At 72.3% G+C, this 16,144-nt stretch carries 14 protein-coding genes; 6 read left to right on the top strand and 8 right to left on the bottom strand.

The window, feature by feature from the left end; all coding sequences use genetic code 11:
- Positions 1-6: 6 nt before the first annotated feature.
- The gene (locus AC1RNL_RS04995) at positions 7-1,287 is read right to left on the bottom strand and encodes an NRAMP family divalent metal transporter (protein ID WP_435869482.1); all 1,281 of its coding nucleotides are present in this window, start codon (positions 1,285-1,287) and stop codon (positions 7-9) included.
- A gap of 145 nt (positions 1,288-1,432) precedes the next feature.
- On the opposite strand from AC1RNL_RS04995, the gene AC1RNL_RS04990 reads away from it, so the two are divergent.
- Positions 1,433-2,074: a GntR family transcriptional regulator gene (locus tag AC1RNL_RS04990; protein ID WP_246991028.1), complete on the top strand. Its 642-nt coding sequence runs from the start codon at positions 1,433-1,435 to the stop codon at positions 2,072-2,074.
- 259 nt (positions 2,075-2,333) lie between these two features.
- Positions 2,334-3,581: an IS256 family transposase gene (locus AC1RNL_RS04985; protein WP_492934606.1), complete on the top strand. Its 1,248-nt coding sequence runs from the start codon at positions 2,334-2,336 to the stop codon at positions 3,579-3,581.
- Between the two features lie 47 nt (positions 3,582-3,628).
- On the opposite strand, the gene AC1RNL_RS04980 is transcribed toward AC1RNL_RS04985, so the two are convergent.
- The 3 genes from AC1RNL_RS04980 to coaE all read right to left on the bottom strand — a co-directional run bounded on the left by AC1RNL_RS04980 (position 3,629) and on the right by coaE (position 7,365).
- Positions 3,629-4,585: an IS481 family transposase gene (locus AC1RNL_RS04980; protein ID WP_492934605.1), complete on the bottom strand. Its 957-nt coding sequence runs from the start codon at positions 4,583-4,585 to the stop codon at positions 3,629-3,631.
- A 101-nt stretch (positions 4,586-4,686) separates the two neighbouring features.
- Positions 4,687-6,738, bottom strand: a complete 2,052-nt coding sequence (gene uvrB, locus AC1RNL_RS04975; protein ID WP_246991030.1) for an excinuclease ABC subunit UvrB — start codon at positions 6,736-6,738, stop codon at positions 4,687-4,689.
- A gap of 9 nt (positions 6,739-6,747) precedes the next feature.
- Positions 6,748-7,365, bottom strand: coding sequence for a dephospho-CoA kinase (gene coaE, locus AC1RNL_RS04970; RefSeq protein WP_246991032.1), 618 nt, complete (start codon positions 7,363-7,365; stop codon positions 6,748-6,750).
- A gap of 117 nt (positions 7,366-7,482) precedes the next feature.
- Here coaE and AC1RNL_RS04965 point away from each other — a divergent pair, with 117 nt between their 5' ends.
- Both AC1RNL_RS04965 and AC1RNL_RS04960 read left to right on the top strand, forming a co-directional pair.
- A complete protein-coding gene (locus AC1RNL_RS04965) occupies positions 7,483-7,986 on the top strand; it encodes a S24/S26 family peptidase (RefSeq protein ID WP_492934604.1) in 504 nt (167 codons plus the stop codon).
- 57 nt (positions 7,987-8,043) lie between these two features.
- Positions 8,044-8,934 (top strand): response regulator transcription factor, encoded by an 891-nt coding sequence (locus tag AC1RNL_RS04960; protein WP_492934603.1) that lies wholly within the window; start codon positions 8,044-8,046, stop codon positions 8,932-8,934.
- On the opposite strand, the gene AC1RNL_RS04955 is transcribed toward AC1RNL_RS04960, so the two are convergent.
- Both AC1RNL_RS04955 and AC1RNL_RS04950 read right to left on the bottom strand, forming a co-directional pair.
- A complete protein-coding gene (locus AC1RNL_RS04955; RefSeq protein ID WP_128190117.1) occupies positions 8,916-10,124 on the bottom strand; it encodes a diguanylate cyclase domain-containing protein in 1,209 nt (402 codons plus the stop codon). The genes AC1RNL_RS04960 and AC1RNL_RS04955 overlap by 19 nt on opposite strands.
- Positions 10,121-11,737, bottom strand: a complete 1,617-nt coding sequence (locus AC1RNL_RS04950) for a sensor histidine kinase (protein ID WP_128190116.1) — start codon at positions 11,735-11,737, stop codon at positions 10,121-10,123. The genes AC1RNL_RS04955 and AC1RNL_RS04950 overlap by 4 nt, the downstream gene beginning before the upstream one ends.
- 99 nt (positions 11,738-11,836) lie before the next feature.
- On the opposite strand from AC1RNL_RS04950, the gene AC1RNL_RS04945 reads away from it, so the two are divergent.
- Positions 11,837-12,460 (top strand): DUF4126 domain-containing protein, encoded by a 624-nt coding sequence (locus AC1RNL_RS04945; protein ID WP_364193934.1) that lies wholly within the window; start codon positions 11,837-11,839, stop codon positions 12,458-12,460.
- On the opposite strand, the gene AC1RNL_RS04940 is transcribed toward AC1RNL_RS04945, so the two are convergent.
- Positions 12,457-13,806 (bottom strand): serine hydrolase domain-containing protein, encoded by a 1,350-nt coding sequence (locus AC1RNL_RS04940; RefSeq protein ID WP_364193937.1) that lies wholly within the window; start codon positions 13,804-13,806, stop codon positions 12,457-12,459. The two genes, AC1RNL_RS04945 and AC1RNL_RS04940, sit on opposite strands and share 4 nt — an antisense overlap.
- 77 nt (positions 13,807-13,883) lie before the next feature.
- A complete protein-coding gene (gene rpsA / locus AC1RNL_RS04935) occupies positions 13,884-15,347 on the bottom strand; it encodes a 30S ribosomal protein S1 (protein WP_128190114.1) in 1,464 nt (487 codons plus the stop codon).
- Between the two features lie 164 nt (positions 15,348-15,511).
- On the opposite strand from rpsA, the gene AC1RNL_RS04930 reads away from it, so the two are divergent.
- Positions 15,512-16,144: a hypothetical protein gene (locus tag AC1RNL_RS04930; protein WP_492934602.1), complete on the top strand. Its 633-nt coding sequence runs from the start codon at positions 15,512-15,514 to the stop codon at positions 16,142-16,144.

Genomic DNA, 16,144 nt, shown 5'->3' with positions numbered 1-16,144 from the left:
TCCCGCTCAGACGCCGACGCCCAGGAAGGCGAAGATCGGCCCGATGGACATGATGCCCATGTAGAGGCTGAGCAGCGTCGCGAGCGTGCCGACGATCAGCAGCCAGCGCGGGTAGCGGTAGCCGCCGAGCACGTCGCGCTGGCGGAACCAGCCGATGTACATGAAGATCGCGAGGCCGATCGGCAGGATGAGCCCGTTGAAGCCCCCGACGAAGACCAGGATCGCCGCGGGCGCCGTGCCGATGAGCAGGTAGACGATGAGCGACACGACGATGAACGAGACCGTCGCGAGCTGCAGCGGCCAGCCCGAGGCGAGGCGCTTCGAGAAGACCGACATGAAGGTCGCCGACGTGAACGCAGCGCCGATCACGGAGGTGATCGCGGCAGCCCAGAAGATGAAGCCGAAGATGCGCAGGCCCGCGTCGCCGAGCACGACCCCGAACGCCTGGCCGGCCGGGTTGGCGGCCTGGCCCGAGAGGTCGAGGGTGACGCCCGACGCGACCACGCCGAGGATGGCGAGGAAGAGCACGTAGCGCATCACGCCGGTGACGAGGATGCCCTGCATCGACGCGCGGTGCACGCCCTGCACGTGGTCCGGGCCGACGAGGCCCGACTCGAGGTAGCGGTGCGCGCCGGCGTACGTGATGTAGCCGCCGACCGTGCCGCCGACGATGGTCGTGATCGTGGCGAAGTTCAGCTCGTCCGGCACGAACGTCTGCCGCAGCGCGTCGCCCACCGGCGGCTGCGACGCGATCGCGACGGCGACGGTCATGACGATCATGCCGATGCCGAGCACCATGACGACGATGTCGACGACGCGGCCCGCGCGCTTGAAGAGGAAGATGCCGATCGCCAGGAGGCCCGTGAGCAGGCCGCCGATCTTCGGGTCGAGCCCCAGCAGGGCGTTGAGGCCGAGGCCGCCGCCCGCGATGTTGCCGATGTTGAAGGCGAGGCCGCCGATGATGATGAGCACGCCGAGCACGTGGCCCGAGTAGGGCAGGGCGCTGTTCGCGAGGTCGCCGGCGCGCTTGCCGGAGACGGTGATCATGCGCCAGATGTTCATCTGCACCGCGAAGTCGATGAGCACCGAGGCGAGGATCGCGAACGCGAAGGCCGCGCCGAGCTGGGCGGTGAAGGTCGCGGTCTGCGTGATGAAGCCCGGGCCGATGGCCGAGGTCGCCATGAGGAAGATGGCGCCGAGGATCGGGCCCCTCCGGCTCTTCGCGAAGGCCTTGGCCCTCGTGCCCGCGTCGGCCTCGCCGGCGGTCGTGTGCTGTGCGTCGGTCATCGGATCCCCATCTCCGTCGAAGGGCTCTGCTGCGCGGGGCGCGCAGACCAGAGCGTAGCTTCCGTAGGACATCGTCGCAACGATTGTTGAACAATCTGGGTCCGGAATGTTTCGTCCTCGTTGCATCGCGCCGTAGCATCCGACTATGAGCGACCACGGGACGACCCTCGCCGACACCCTGCGCGAGCAGATCATCCAGGGCGCGTTCGCGCCCGGCGAGCGGCTCTCCGAGGCGTCCCTCGCCGACCGGCTCGACGTCTCCCGCAACACGCTCCGCGAGGCGTTCCGCGTGCTCGCCCAGCACGGGCTCGTCGAGCACGTGCCCCACCGCGGCGTCTCCGTCGCCTCCCCCACGACCGCCGACGTCATCGACATCTACCGCGCGCGCCGGCTCATCGAGGGCGGCGTGCTGCGCGAGGCGTCGGCGCTGCACCCCGGCGTGACCGCCATGCGCGCAGCGCTCGAACGGGCCGAGGATGCGCTGGGCCGGGCCGACTGGACGGTCGTAGGCAGCGCCAACATGGCGTTCCACGCGGCGCTCGTGTCGCTCGCCGACAGCCCCCGCCTGACGCGCGCGCACGACCAGCTCGCGGCGGAGCTGCGCCTCGCGTTCCTCGCGATCGACGACCCCGAGTCGCTGCACCGCCCGTTCGTGGCGAAGAACCGCACCGTGCTCGAGGCGCTCACCGACGAGGGGCCCGCCCGCGCCGCCGAGGAGCTCGAGCGCTACCTCGTCGACTCGGAGCGGCGCGTGCTGGGCGCGTACTCGCGGATGGGGCGGCGGTGAGGTGAGCGGCTAGCTGGCCCCCTCGGCCCGGGACGGGCCTCGGCGCGGCGCTCGCCCCCTCGGCCCGGGACGGGCCTCGGCGCGGCGAGGAGTCGGCCCGAAAGGGCCGCCTCCTAGCTGTACTGAGCCATCACCTGGAGTTGAGTCCCGCATAGTGGTGTAACCCCCGGTGGCCGGGCTCGTCGCTACCGACGTGAGCGCGGTCACCGTGTGATCCTTCGAGGAATCTCCTACAACCCACTCGAATGGAGTCATCACGATGACCGCTCCTCATATTGTCGACCCTGCCGGCGTGCTGGCAGAAGCACTGACCGACGCGTCGCCGGATCTGATACGCAGTCTGTTGCAGACGATGATCAACGCGCTGCTCTCCGCCGACGCCGACGCCGTCGTCGGCGCCGAATGGGGCCAGCCCAGCCCCGACCGCCTGACTCGCCGCAACGGCTACCGGCACCGCCCGCTCGACACGCGCGTGGGCACGGTCGATGTCGCGATCCCGAAGCTGCGGGCCGGCACCTACTTTCCCGACTGGCTGCTCGAGCGGCGCAAGCGCGCCGAGACGGCGCTGATCACGGTGGTCGCCGACTGCTACCTCGCCGGCGTCTCGACCCGCCGGATGGACAAGCTGGTGAAGACGCTCGGCATCCACTCGCTGTCGAAGTCACAGGTCTCCCGCATGGCGGCCGAGCTCGACGAGCACGTCGAGCAGTTCCGCCACCGGCCGCTCGACGAAGCAGGGCCGTTCACGTTCGTCGCCGCCGACGCGCTGACGATGAAGGTCCGCGAGGGCGGCCGCGTCATCAACGCGGTCGTGCTCATCGCGACCGGCGTCAACGGCGACGGCCGCCGCGAGGTGTTGGGCATGCAGGTCGCCACCAGTGAGACCGGGCCGGCCTGGAACAGCTTCTTCGCCGACCTCGTCGCCCGCGGACTGGCTGGCGTGCGCCTGGTCACCTCCGACGCCCACCGCGGCCTCGTCGAGGCGATCGCTGCGAACCTGCCGGGAGCGGCCTGGCAGCGCTGCCGCACCCACTACGCCGCGAACCTCATGTCGGTGACGCCGAAGAGCTACTGGCCGGCCGTGAAGGCGATGCTCCACTCGGTCTATGACCAGCCCGACGGGCCGTCCGTGCACGCCCAGTTCGAGCGGCTGCTCGACTACGTCGAGGAGAAGCTGCCCGACGCGCACGAGCACCTCGATGCCGCCCGCGCCGACATCCTCGCCTTCACCGGCTTCCCCGAAGCCCTCTGGCAGCAAATCTGGTCGAACAACCCCAACGAGCGGTTGAACCGCGAGATCCGCCGCCGCACCGACTCCGTCGGCATCTTCCCCAACCGCGACGCGATCATCCGCCTCGTCGGCGCGGTCCTGGCCGAGCAGACCGACGAATGGGCCGAAGGTCGCCGCTACCTCGGCCTCGACCTGCTCGCCAAGAGCCGCCTCACCCTCGTGGCCGGCACCGGAAGCGAGGTGACCACCGACACCGCCCTCCTGCTCTCCGCCTAACCGATCAGAACGAAGGACACCGCTACACCACTACCTGGGACTTGACCTCACCTGGGTGACACTCGGGCAGCTGGTGGTGTCCCGTGGGCTGAGTGGATGCGTTCAGTGTTGTAGTGCTCGATGAAGGGTGCAAGCGCGTCGGTTCGTGCGCTGTTCGAGTCGAAGGGCTGCCGGTAAGCCCATTCGGCGGCGAGGGTGCGGTTGAAGCGTTCGACCTTGCCGTTCTGCCAGGGGCAGTGGGGCTTGATGAACAGCTGCCGGGCGCCGAGCGCTGCGACGGCTGCCGGGAAGGCATGGGCGCGTCGGTAGGCGAGCGCGTTGTCGGTGATGACCTGCTCGATGCGAGCGATGCCGTGGTCGGAGAAGTAGTCCGCCGCTCGCCGAAGGAAGCTCGCGCAGGTCTCGGAGCGCTCGTCGGCGTGGATCTCCGCGTAGGCGAGCCGGCTGTGGTCGTCGACGGCGGCGTGGACGAAGTCATAGCCGATGCCGCGACCACGAACCTCTTCGGAGCGGCCGTGAACGCGCCAGCCGCCGCCGTCCGGGATGCGGCCGAGCTTCTTCACGTCGACGTGGATCAGCTGCCCTGGCCGTTCCCGCTCGTAGCGGAGCGCGGTCGTGCGGGATGCGCGGATCAGCTGCCCGGTGATCGGATCACACCAAGCCAGGCGCGGAACCTGGTGTCGGTTCAGGATCCGCGAGATCGTCCGGGCCGGGACACCGGTGACGGCTGCGAGCCGTGCCGGGCCCTGGCGGAGCTCCGCCCGGGCGGCGAGCACCGCCGCCTCACGATCCTGAGTCGTGCGGTTCGGTGACGCATGCGGCCGACTCGACCGGTCGAAAAGCGCCTCGACGCCGCCCTCGCGGTACCGCTTCACCCACCGATACGCAGTCTGACGAGAGACACCGAGCTCAGCCGCAACATGGGCGACGGGCCTGCCGCTGCCGACACGTTCGACGATCAACGCTCTGCCAAACGGAGACAGACGCGGGATAACTTGGGGCACGAGAACCTCCGGGAAGTGAAGACCTGAACAGCTCCACTAAGCCCGGAGGTTCTCCTCGCTCACAAGACCCGAACTGTCACCAACGTCCCGGCGCAGTACACCTAGCTCGCCGCGCGCATCTGCCGCAGGTCGCGCTTCAGGTCGTGCAGCTCGTCGCGGATCCGCGCCGCGAGCTCGAACTTCAGCTCGCCCGCCGCCTCCGTCATCTGCGCCGTGAGGTCGGCGATGATCGCCTCCAGCTGCGCCGGCCCGTCGAGATCGGAGCGGTCGCGCGCGAGCCTGGGCGTCGGCGCACCGCGCTTGGTGCCGGCGAGCAGCTCGTCGGTGTCGGCCTGCTCGCGCGAGAGCACCTCGGTGATGTCGGCGATGCGGCGCCGCAGCGGCGTCGGGTCGATGCCGTGCTCGGTGTTGTACGCGACCTGCACCGCGCGCCGGCGGTCGGTCTCGTCGATCGCGAGGCGCATCGAGTCGGTGATGCGGTCGGCGTACATGTGCACCTCGCCCGACACGTTGCGGGCGGCGCGGCCGATGGTCTGGATGAGCGAGGTCGACGAGCGCAGGAACCCCTCCTTGTCGGCGTCGAGGATCGAGACGAGCGACACCTCCGGCAGGTCGAGACCCTCGCGCAGCAGGTTGATGCCGACGAGCACGTCGAACACGCCCTGCCGCAGCTGCGTCAGCAGCTCGACGCGCCGCAGCGTGTCGACGTCGGAGTGCAGGTAGCGCACCCGCACGCCCGCCTCCGTGAAGTACTCGGTGAGCTCCTCGGCCATCTTCTTCGTCAGCGTCGTCACGAGCACGCGCTCGTCGCGCTCGGCGCGCACGCGGATCTCCTCGAGCAGGTCGTCGATCTGGCCCTTCGTGGGCTTGACGACGAGCTTCGGGTCGACGAGGCCCGTCGGGCGGATGATCTGCTCGACGACCGTGTCGGCGAGGCCCATCTCGTACTTGCCCGGCGTCGCCGACAGGTAGACCTTCTGCGGCGTGCGCTCGAGGAACTCGTCGAACTTCAGCGGCCGGTTGTCGAGCGCGCTCGGGAGCCGGAAGCCGTGCTCGACGAGCGAGCGCTTGCGGCTCGCATCGCCCTCGTACATGGCGCCGATCTGCGGCACGGTGACGTGCGACTCGTCGATGACGACGAGGAAGTCGTCGGCGAAGTAGTCGAGCAGGCAGTGCGGCGGCTCCCCCGGCCCGCGGCCGTCGATGTGGCGCGAGTAGTTCTCGATGCCCGAGCAGAAGCCGATCTGCTCCATCATCTCGAGGTCGAACGTCGTGCGCATGCGCAGCCGCTGCGCCTCGAGCAGCTTGCCCTCGCGCTCGAGCTCCTTCAGGCGGCCGTCGAGCTCGTCGCGGATGCGCTCCATCGCCCGGTGCATGCGCTCGTTGCCGGCCACGTAGTGGCTGCCGGGGAAGATCGACACCGCGTCGTGCGTCTCGAGCACCTCGCCCGTGAGCGGGTGGAGCGTCGACAGCGCCTCGATCTCGTCGCCGAAGAGCTCGATGCGGATCGCGTGCTCCTCGTACATCGGGATGATCTCGATCGTGTCGCCGCGCACGCGGAAGGTGCCGCGCGTGAACGCGACGTCGTTGCGCTGGTACTGCATCGCGACGAACCGGCGCAGCAGCGCCTGGCGGTCGACGCGCATGCCGACCTGCAGCGCCACCATCGCCTCGAGGTACTCCTCGGGCGTGCCGAGGCCGTAGATGCAGGAGACGGTCGAGACGACGATCACGTCGCGCCGCGACAGCAGCGCGTTCGTCGCGGAGTGCCGCAGCCGCTCGACCTCGGCGTTGAGCGAGGAGTCCTTCTCGATGAAGGTGTCCGTCTGCGGGATGTACGCCTCGGGCTGGTAGTAGTCGTAGTACGAGACGAAGTACTCGACGGCGTTGTTGGGCAAGAGCTCGCGGAACTCGTTGGCGAGCTGCGCGGCGAGCGTCTTGTTGTGGGCGAGCACGAGGGTGGGCCGCTGCACCTGCTCGACGAGCCACGCGGTGGTCGCGCTCTTGCCGGTGCCCGTCGCGCCGAGCAGCACCACGTCGGTCTCGCCGCGCCCGAGCGCGTCGGCGAGCTCGCGGATGGCCTTCGGCTGGTCGCCGCTCGGCTGGTACTCGCTGATGACCTCGAACGGCCGCACGGCACGGGTCGGTTCCATGCCTCCAGCCTACGAGCGGCCGCCCACAGGCTCCTGCGAGAGCCGTCGCCACAGCGCATCGGTCTGCGCGACCGTCGCATCGAGGTCCCCGCCGGTGTCGATCACGACGTCGGCGATGGCGAGCCGGCGCTCGTCGCTCGCCTGCGACGCGACGCGCGCCCGCGCATCCGCCTCCGTCATGCCGCGCAGCGCCACGAGCCGCTGCACCCGGATGTCCTCGGGCGCGTGGGCGACGACGACGAGGTCCCAGGGGTCATCGGGGCGCGCCTCCACGAGCAGCGGCACGTCGTAGACCACGACCGCCGCGGGGTCGGCCTCGAGCGCCGCGCGGAACCGGCGGCCCGACTCGGCCGAGACGGCCGGGTGCACGATCGCGTTCAGGCGGCGGCGGGCCGCGTCGTCGGCGAACACCACGGCGCCGAGCGCCGCGCGGTCGAGCGATCCGTCGGCGCGCAGCACCTGCGGGCCGAAGGCCTCCGCGATCGCGGCGAGCACGGGCTCCCCCGGCTGCTGCAGCTCGCGCACGACGGCATCCGCGTCGACGACGACCGCGCCGAGCTCGGCGAGGCGGCCGGCGATGGTGGACTTGCCGGAGGCGATGCCGCCGGTGAGCGCGACGAGGGGCATGGCAGCAGTCTCCCACGGCGTTTCCTGAGTCAACCTCAAGCGTTCGCTGCGCCTCGCCGTCCGCGCCTGCTGAGGCGCCCGCCGTAGCGTCACGAGCGTCCCAGGGAAGGAGGCGCCGTGATCGCCCTCCGACGCATCGCCATCGCGACGCTCGCGCTGCTCGCGGCCGCCGCCGCGGTCGCCGCCGTGCTCTGGGCCGCCGCGCTCGCCGGCCTCGCGCACCCCGTCGTGGTCGCGACCGGCGCCATGCAGCCCTCGTACGCGGCCGGCGACCTGCTCGTCACGACGCGCGTGCCCACCGCCGACCTCGGCGAGGGCGACGTCGTCAGCGTCCCGAGCGGCGGCACGCTCGTGCCCGAGCGGATCGTCGCCGTGGAGGCGCTCGCCCCGGGCTCATGGAGCCTCACCACGGCGGCGGACGCCACCGAGCGCGTCTCGGAGCACCGCGTCGGCGCGGAGGCCTGGGCCCCGACGCTCCGCGTCCCCGGCATCGGCGCCGTCGCCGCCTCGGTGCTGGAACCGAAGCTCGGCCTCCCCCTGCTCGCCGCGGTCGGGCTCCTGCTCGCCGTGGTCCTGTTCGCGAAGTCGCCGGCGGCGCCGCCGGCGCGCCGGCTCGTGTGAGCCGGGATCGACCCGCTCGACGAGGAGGTGGTCTCCGTGAGGACCGCAGAAGGTAGCATGACCGCTGTCGCACCCAAGAGCGCGATGCGAGACCTGGGAGGCCCCGTGGACGAGGACGTCGCCGTCGTCATCGAGGATGGCGAGGACATCCGCGAGCTGCTCGCGCAGGTCCTCACGCAGGGCGGGTTCACCGTCCACACCGCCGCCGACGGCGCCGCGGGCGTCGAGCTCGTGCGCGAGCACGACCCGATCGTCGTCACGATCGACGTCAACATGCCCGGCATCGACGGCTTCGAGACCGCGCGCCAGATCCGCAGCCTGACGACCGCCTACCTCGTCATGATCACCGCGCGCGGCGACGAGATCGACACGCTCGTGGGCCTGCAGACCGGTGCCGACGACTACATCGTGAAGCCGTTCCGGCCCCGCGAGCTGCGGGCCCGGATCGAGGCGATGATGCGCCGGCCCCGCGCGATCGCCTCGACGCATCCGTCTCCCCCGCCGTCGGCGCCGCAGCCGCCGCAGGGCTGGGGCCAGGGCGTCTCCGAACACACCGGCCCCCACCAGGTGGCGCCGAGCCCCGCGCACGCCTCGTCGGCCCCCTGGGCCGAGGACGAGCCGGGCGTCGCCCCGCTCGTGCACCGCGGCCTGCGGCTCGAGCCGGGCGCGCGCGTCGTCGAGCTCGACGGCGCCGAGGTCGAGCTGACGCGCAGCGAGTTCGACATCCTGCGCATGCTGCTCGGCTCCGGCCGCCGCGTCGTCAGCAAGCTGCAGCTGGCCGGCATGCTGCGCGGCGAGCGCGGCGAGCCCGACCACTTCCTCAGCGAGCACGACGCGCGCGCCATCGAGGTGCACGTCGCCAACCTGCGCCGCAAGCTCGGCGAGTCGCCCTCGGAGCCCCGCTGGATCGAGACCGTGCGCGGCGTCGGCTACCGCCGCACCGCCTGACCCAGGGCCTGATCGGTCTCATCGTCCTCGCCGGCGACCACGACCGTCACGTCGTCGCTCGCCATGGCGCGCCGCGCCGCCGAGCGCGCCGCCTCGATGAGCGCCTCGCGGTCGTAGCCGGTGATGCTCGTGAGGCTCACGCCCATGCCGATCGGCGGCACGACGGGCACGCCCGCCGTGCGCATCTGGTCGAGCATGGCGCGGTGCATGCGCGCGGCGAGCTGGCGCGCGTCGGCGGGCGACGAGGGCTGGAACGCGAGCATGAGGATGCCGTGATCGTCGGTGCCGAGCGCCGCCGTCGTCGGCGACAGGCGGCGCACCGCGGCACGGGCTGCCTGCCGCACGTGGTCGGCCTCGTCGGCGCCGAAGGCGGTGGCGATCCGCGAGAGCGCGTCGATGCGCACCACGAGCACGCCGAACAGCTCCGCGCGCCGGTTGGCGCGCATGAGCCGGCCGCCGAGCACCCGTGAGAACGACGGCGCGAGCAGCACGCCGTCGGGCGCGATCGCCATGAGCGTCGAGTCCTCGGTGCCGCGCAGGCGCACCTGCTCGGCGCGGAGGACGGATGCGACGGTCACGGCGACGATCGCCAGGCAGATCGTGGCCACCCCGGCCAGGCCGCTGCTCACCCACTCCTGGAACACCGGGTGCTCGGTGCCGAGCGTGACGGCGCTCACGAGCCGCACCGCCTGGAACACCGACGCGAGCGCGAGCACGACGCCGAGGCCGAGCGCGGTGCGGGTGCGGCGCATCGCGCCCCGCCGGAAGGTCTCGAACGCGCCGAGCGCGCCGAAGGCGGCGTTCGCGGCGAACATCACCCAGGCGCCCGACCAGGCGCCCTCGAGCGGCACGTCGATGAGCGCGGCGAGGAACACGAGCGCCACGGTGGCGCCCAGCACGTAGGCGGGACGCCGCGCGGCCCGGCCGTTGAAGACGCGGCAGCCGAGCCACAGCAGCCCGAGGCACGCGACCCAGGCGGCGTTGCCGATCGCGAGCGGCCACCAGCTGCCCTCGCTCACGGTGTAGACGATGAAGGCCTCGGTGGCGATCATGCCGCCGATGAAGCCGAGCGCCCAGACGCGGCCGGCGCGGTCGTCCTTGCGGACCATCGTCTCGAGCACGAACAGGCCGCCCGCGACGTGCACGACGAGCGCGGTGATGAGGCGGACGGTGTCCGGGTCGAGGGTCATGCCTGCACTCCGCTCCTGCGCAGGGGCAGGCGCACCACGAAGGTCGCGCCGCTCCCCGGCTCGCTCTGGACGGTGATCTCCCCGCCGTGCGCACGCACGAGGTCCCTGCTGATCGTGAGGCCGAGCCCGTTGCCCGGCGCCCGCGCCGTGGCGCCGCGGTAGCGGCGCTCGAACAGGTGCGGCAGCGCGTCCTCCGGGATGCCGGGCCCGTCGTCGCGCACCACGAGCCACGCGTGCTTGTCGTCGGAGGTGACCCCGACCTCGATGAGCCCGTCGCCCGTGTGGTAGTTGACCGCGTTGCCGACGAGGTTGTCGACCACCTGGCGGATGCGGATGGGGTCGATGTCGGCGTGCACGGGCTCGATGCCCGACGTGTCGACGACGATGTTGCGCGCCGCGGCGCGCGGCTCGAGCGCCTCGACCGACGCCACGACGACGGCCGAGAGGTCCTCGCGCACCGGGCGCACGTCGAACCGTCCCGGCCCGTCGGCGGTCGCGGCGAGGATGTCGCCGATGATCACGAGGAGGCGCGAGGCGTTGCGCTCGGCGATCTCGAGGCTGCGGCGCGCCTGCGGGCCGACGTCGCCGCCGTCGAGCGCGAGGTCGAGGTGCCCGAGCACGCTCGTGAGCGGCGTGCGCAGCTCGTGCGAGACGGAGGCGACGAGCTCGTCGCGCATGTGCACCGCGGTCTGCTCGGCCGTGACGTCGCGCGTGACGAGGATCGCGCCCGCGTCGGCCCCGTCGACGTCGAGGAGCCGCCGGGCGGTCGACTGCAGCGCGCGACGGCTCTCCCCCGGCGGGCCGATCCACGACAGCTCGTTCTCGAACGTCTCCCCGCGGCGCGCTCGGGCCGCCGGCGTCATGCCGGGCTCGATGGGCGTCACGCCGTCGGGCCCGAACATCTGCCCGCCCTCACCCACGGCCGTCAGGCGGGCGTTCGCATCGTTCTCGATCGAGATGGAGCCGTCCGCGCCGATGCGCACGACGCCGAAGTCGACCGCGTCGAGCAGCTCGCTCACCGCATCCTCCTGCCGCCGGGCGCGCTCGACCGCGTGGTCGAGGTACTCCGCCTGCTCGTCGAGCAGCGCTCGCTGCGCCGCGGCCCGACGCGCGCCGACGAAGGCGATGACGGCCGCGGTCACGATCGCGATCGGGCCGAGGTAGATGTGCACGCGGTTCGGCAGGTCGTCGGAGAACAGCAGCGCCGTCCAGAACAGCAGCGAGGAGCCGCCGGCGCCGATCACGAGTCCCCGCCAGCCGCCGACCGTCGCGAGCCAGGTGGCCGGCACGAGCCACAGCAGCCACAGCTCGGAGGCGGGATCGGCGATCTGCAGCATGTAGATGGCGACCAGATCGCCGATCGGGATGAGCGCGACCCACGCCGGGTGCACGCGGTTCCAGGGCACGACGAGCGCGGCGACCGTGAGCGCGAAGACGAGCAGCACGCCCGTGAAGAGCAGGTCGGCGTCGGAGACGCCGCCGAGCACGACCACCAGCCCGCACGCGACGAGCGTCGCGGCGGCGAGCAGCAGCTGGTTGACGGCGGTCGCGCGCTCGCGCGTGCGGTCGGGGCGCACCGTGCCGGTGCGCGCTGGGATGACCGCCGCGATCATGGGATGACGCTACCGCGCCGCGGCTCGCTTCGGCGCACGCCCGGGCCCCGCCGCTACGATCGGCGCGAGCGGCCGACCGGGTCGCGGCGAGGAGGCATCGTGCTGGAGTTCCTGACGGGGTCCGGGCTGGCGGCTGCGGCCGGCATGAACGCCTACATCCCGCTGCTCGCGGTCGGGGTGGCGGGCCGCTTCTTCCCGGATGCGATGCAGCTGCCCGACGGGTGGGCCTGGCTGTCGAACGGCTGGGTGCTCGGCATCATCGCGGTGCTGCTCGTCGTCGAGGTCGTCGCCGACAAGATCCCCGCGGTCGACAGCGTCAACGACGTCATCCAGACGATCGTGCGGCCCACGGCCGGCGGGCTCGTCTTCGGCTCGTCCTCGACCGCATCGACCGTCGCGGTCACCGACCCGGCGGAGTTCTTCTCGACCCACCAGTGGGTGCCGATCCTCGTCGGCGCCGTGATCGCGCTGACGGTGCACGCGGGGAAGACGGCGCTCCGGCCCGCCGCGAACATCGCGACCGCCGGTGCGGCCGCCCCTGTCGTGTCGACGATCGAGGACGTCGGCGCGGTCGGCATGTCGCTGCTCGCGATCGTGGCGCCGCTGCTCGTCGTGGTCGCGCTGCTGCTCCTCGGCCTCTTCGGCTGGTCGGTGTGGCGGAGCGCGCGCAGGCGCCGCAACGCCGACCTGCGGCCGGCGACCGAGCGCATGGCAGACGGCTAGGCGGGCACCGCCTCGACGGCCTCCATGCGCCAGGCGCCCCGCCACCGCGCGACGCGGCCGTCGGCGCCCCGCTCCGCGATCGCGGTCTCGTGGCCGGAGCCCATGCCCGTCGCGGCGCGGATGCGCACCCGGTCGTCGTCGAGCGGCTCGAGCTCGTCGACCGCCGCCATCGGGTCGGCGGCCGTCGGCGAGACGCCGAGCAGGCGCCCGCCGAGCTCGACGACGTCGACGCGGCCCCAGACGCTCGCGAACGACCCCTCGAACGAGCGGGCGCGCTCGACCGGGGCGTCGGTGCCCTCGAGCGCCGCGTGCACGAGCCGCGCGAGCCCGACCGCGAGCTCCTCCGCCGGGCCGTCGATCGCGTTCGTCAGCACGCTCACCACCACGTCGCGCTCCGCGTCGACGAGCGTGCGCGTCGCCTGGCCCGTCCAGGCGCCGCCGTGGCCCGCCCAGGTGCGTCCGTCGACCTCGCGCAGCATGAGGCCGAGGCCATAGCCGCCCGCGCCCCCGTCGCGACCGGTCGTCGACCAGTGCTGCTGCCGCATGCGCCTGCGGGCGGCTGCGCTCAGCAGCCGGTCGTCGGCGTCGACGACCGTCCGCAGCGCATCCGTCAGCTCCGCCGCCGTCGACACCGCGCCGGTCGCGGCTGCGAGGGCTCGTGCCGCGGGGCTGCCGAGCGCCGTGCGCTCGGTCGCCGAGTGCAGCGCCGAGTGGCCGGTCACGAGCGGCGCGGCGCCGTCGTCGAGGTCGGCCGCCGTCGCGGCGAGGCCGAGCGGCTCGGCGAGCAGGCGCGCGAAGGCGTCGGCGTAGGGCACGCCGGTCGCGCCCTCGACGACGAGCCCGAGCAGCCCGAAGCCGACGTTGGAGTACTTGAACTCGACGGATGCGGGGATCCGCTCGACGCCGGACCTCGCGATCGCGAGCAGGCCGTCGTGGTCGGGGAACGGGCCCGCGAGGTGCCAGAAGCCCACGTCGTCGCCGTCGCGCACCGCTCCGCCGCCGTGCGAGAGCAGCTCCCGCACGAGCAGCCTGCCGGCGTCGGTGCCGCGGAGCACCGGCGCGTGCTGCTGCGCCACGTCGTCGAGGCGCAGGCGGCCCTCGTCGACGAGCCGCATCGCGACGATCGCGGCGAGCGCCTTCGAGTGGGAGGCGATGCGGAAGCGGTGCGCGCTCGTGAGCGCCTCGCCCGTCGCCTCGTCCGCGACGCCGTGCGCCGTGTCGAGCACGAGCTCGCCCCCGATGCGCACCGCCGCCTGCACGCCGGGGATGCGCAGCCGCCAGCGGCGGTAGGCGAGCCAGCGGTCGGCGTACTCGAGGGCGTGCGGGATCGCGTCATCGGCGGGCATGCCTCCGATCCTGGCATGCCCCGCAACGCGGAGCGGGCCGCATCCCGGAGGATGCGGCCCGCTCGTGGTGCGATCGACTACTCGCTCGAGCCCGTGAGCTTCTCGCGGAGCGCGGCGAGGGCCTCGTCGTCGGCGAGCGTGCCGGCGCTGGAGGACTCCTCGGAGCTGCCGCCGAACGACTGGGCGCCCGAGGGCACGTCGTTCGAGAGCACGGAGGCGTCGCGAGCAGCGGCGACCTGCGCCTTGTGCGCCTCCCAGCGCGTCTGCGCTGCGGCGTACTCGGCCTCCCAGGCCTCGCGCTGCGACTCGAAGCCTTCCTTCCACTCGTTCGTCTCGGGGTCGAAGCCCTCCGGGAACTTGTAGTTGCCCTGCTCGTCGTACTCGGCGAGCATGCCGTAGAGCGCCGGGTCGAAGTCGGTGCCCTCGGGGTCGACGCCCTCGTTCGCCTGCTTCAGCGAGAGCGAGATGCGGCGGCGCTCGAGGTCGATGTCGATGATCTTCACGAAGACCTCGTCACCGACCGCGACGACCTGGTCAGCCGTCTCGACGTGGCGGGCCGACAGCTCGGAGATGTGCACGAGGCCCTCGATGCCGTCCGCGACGCGCACGAACGCGCCGAACGTGACGAGCTTCGTGACCTTGCCCGGTGCGACCTGGCCGATGGCGTGGGTGCGGGCGAAGATCTGCCACGGGTCCTCCTGCGTCGCCTTGAGCGACAGCGAGACGCGCTCGCGGTCGAGCTCGACGGTGAGGATCTCGACGGTGACCTCCTGGCCCACCTCGACGACCTCCGACGCGTGCTCGATGTGCTTCCACGAGAGCTCGGAGACGTGCACGAGGCCGTCGACGCCGCCGAGGTCGACGAAGGCGCCGAAGTTGACGATCGACGAGACGACGCCCTTGCGGACCTGGCCCTTCTGCAGCGACTGGAGGAACTGGCCGCGCGATGCGGACTGCGTCTCCTCGAGCAGCGCCCGGCGCGACAGGACCACGTTGTTGCGGTTCTTGTCGAGCTCGAGGATCTTGGCCTCGATCTCCTGGCCCAGGTACGGGGTGAGGTCGCGCACGCGGCGGAGCTCGATGAGCGAGGCCGGCAGGAAGCCGCGCAGGCCGATGTCGACGATGAGACCGCCCTTGACCACCTCGATGACGGTGCCGGTGACGACGCCGTCCTCGTCCTTGATGCGCTCGACGTCGCCCCAGGCGCGCTCGTACTGCGCGCGCTTCTTCGAGAGGATCAGGCGACCCTCCTTGTCCTCCTTCTGGAGGACGAGCGCCTCGACGGTGTCGCCGACCTCGACGACCTCCGTCGGGTCGACGTCGTGCTTGATGGAGAGCTCGCGCGAGGGGATGACGCCCTCGGTCTTGTAGCCGACGTCGAGCAGGACCTCGTCGCGGTCGATCTTGACGACGGTGCCCTCGATGAGGTCGCCGTCGTTGAAGAACTTCAGGGTCTTCTCAACGGCGGCCATGAAGTCATCGGTCGAGCCGATGTCGTTCACAGCGACCTGCTTGGGAGCCTTGGTCGTTGCAGTGGTCATAGAGTTCAAGGTGCCTTATTGGGGGATCTCGGGCCGACGGGCATGCGGATGCTCGGCGGCGGTTCGGATGGGTGATGCGTCACACGCGTGACCCAGCGATCCTACACGGGCGCCGCCACCCCCGACAACCCGCTCCGCGGAGCCGGGATGGCTATCCTCGGCGGGTGCTCATCGCAGACGGCTCCTCGCTCCGCATTGTCGTCGACCCCGAGCGGCGCCGCCCGGTCGCGCGCGTCTACCGCGTGCTCGCGATCGGCGCCGGCGTCACGGCGGCCTGGGCCGCGCTCTGGTTCGGCGGCGCGCTCGTGGGCGGCCTGACGGGCGTCGATCCGCTGGGCCTCGGCCGCTTCGCGCTGCTCGCGCTCGGCGGTGTCGGCATGGTCTGCGCAGCGCTGATCGCTGCGCTCGCCGTCTGGTCGGCGGGCGTCGTGCGCCACGTCGAGCGCCGCTTCCCGCTCGGCGCCACGCTCCTCGCCGTCGGACCCGCAGGCGTCGAGGGGCCGGCCGGCCTCATGCCCTACGAGGCGCTGCAGCGCGTCGCGGTGCGCTGGCACGGCGTGCGGCTGCGACCGACGCTCACCCTCGGCGACGTCGCCGGCCGGGAGGTGGGCCGCGCCATCGGCCGCCGGACCGGGCTCGACGCGCACCGGTCGGTGCTGCTGCTGCCCCACGGCGCTCCCGAGGTCGCGCTGCACGCGGGCCCCTTCGCCGACGACCGGGAGTTCGCCCGCGTGGTCGACGCGCTCCGCTTCGAGCTCGGGCGGCGCGGCATGCGCCTCGACGCCGACGAGGGCTGA

This window comes from Agrococcus sp. GW821-FHT14H11 (genome assembly GCF_058803545.1).
This window is presented reverse-complemented; position numbering and strand designations above follow the sequence as displayed.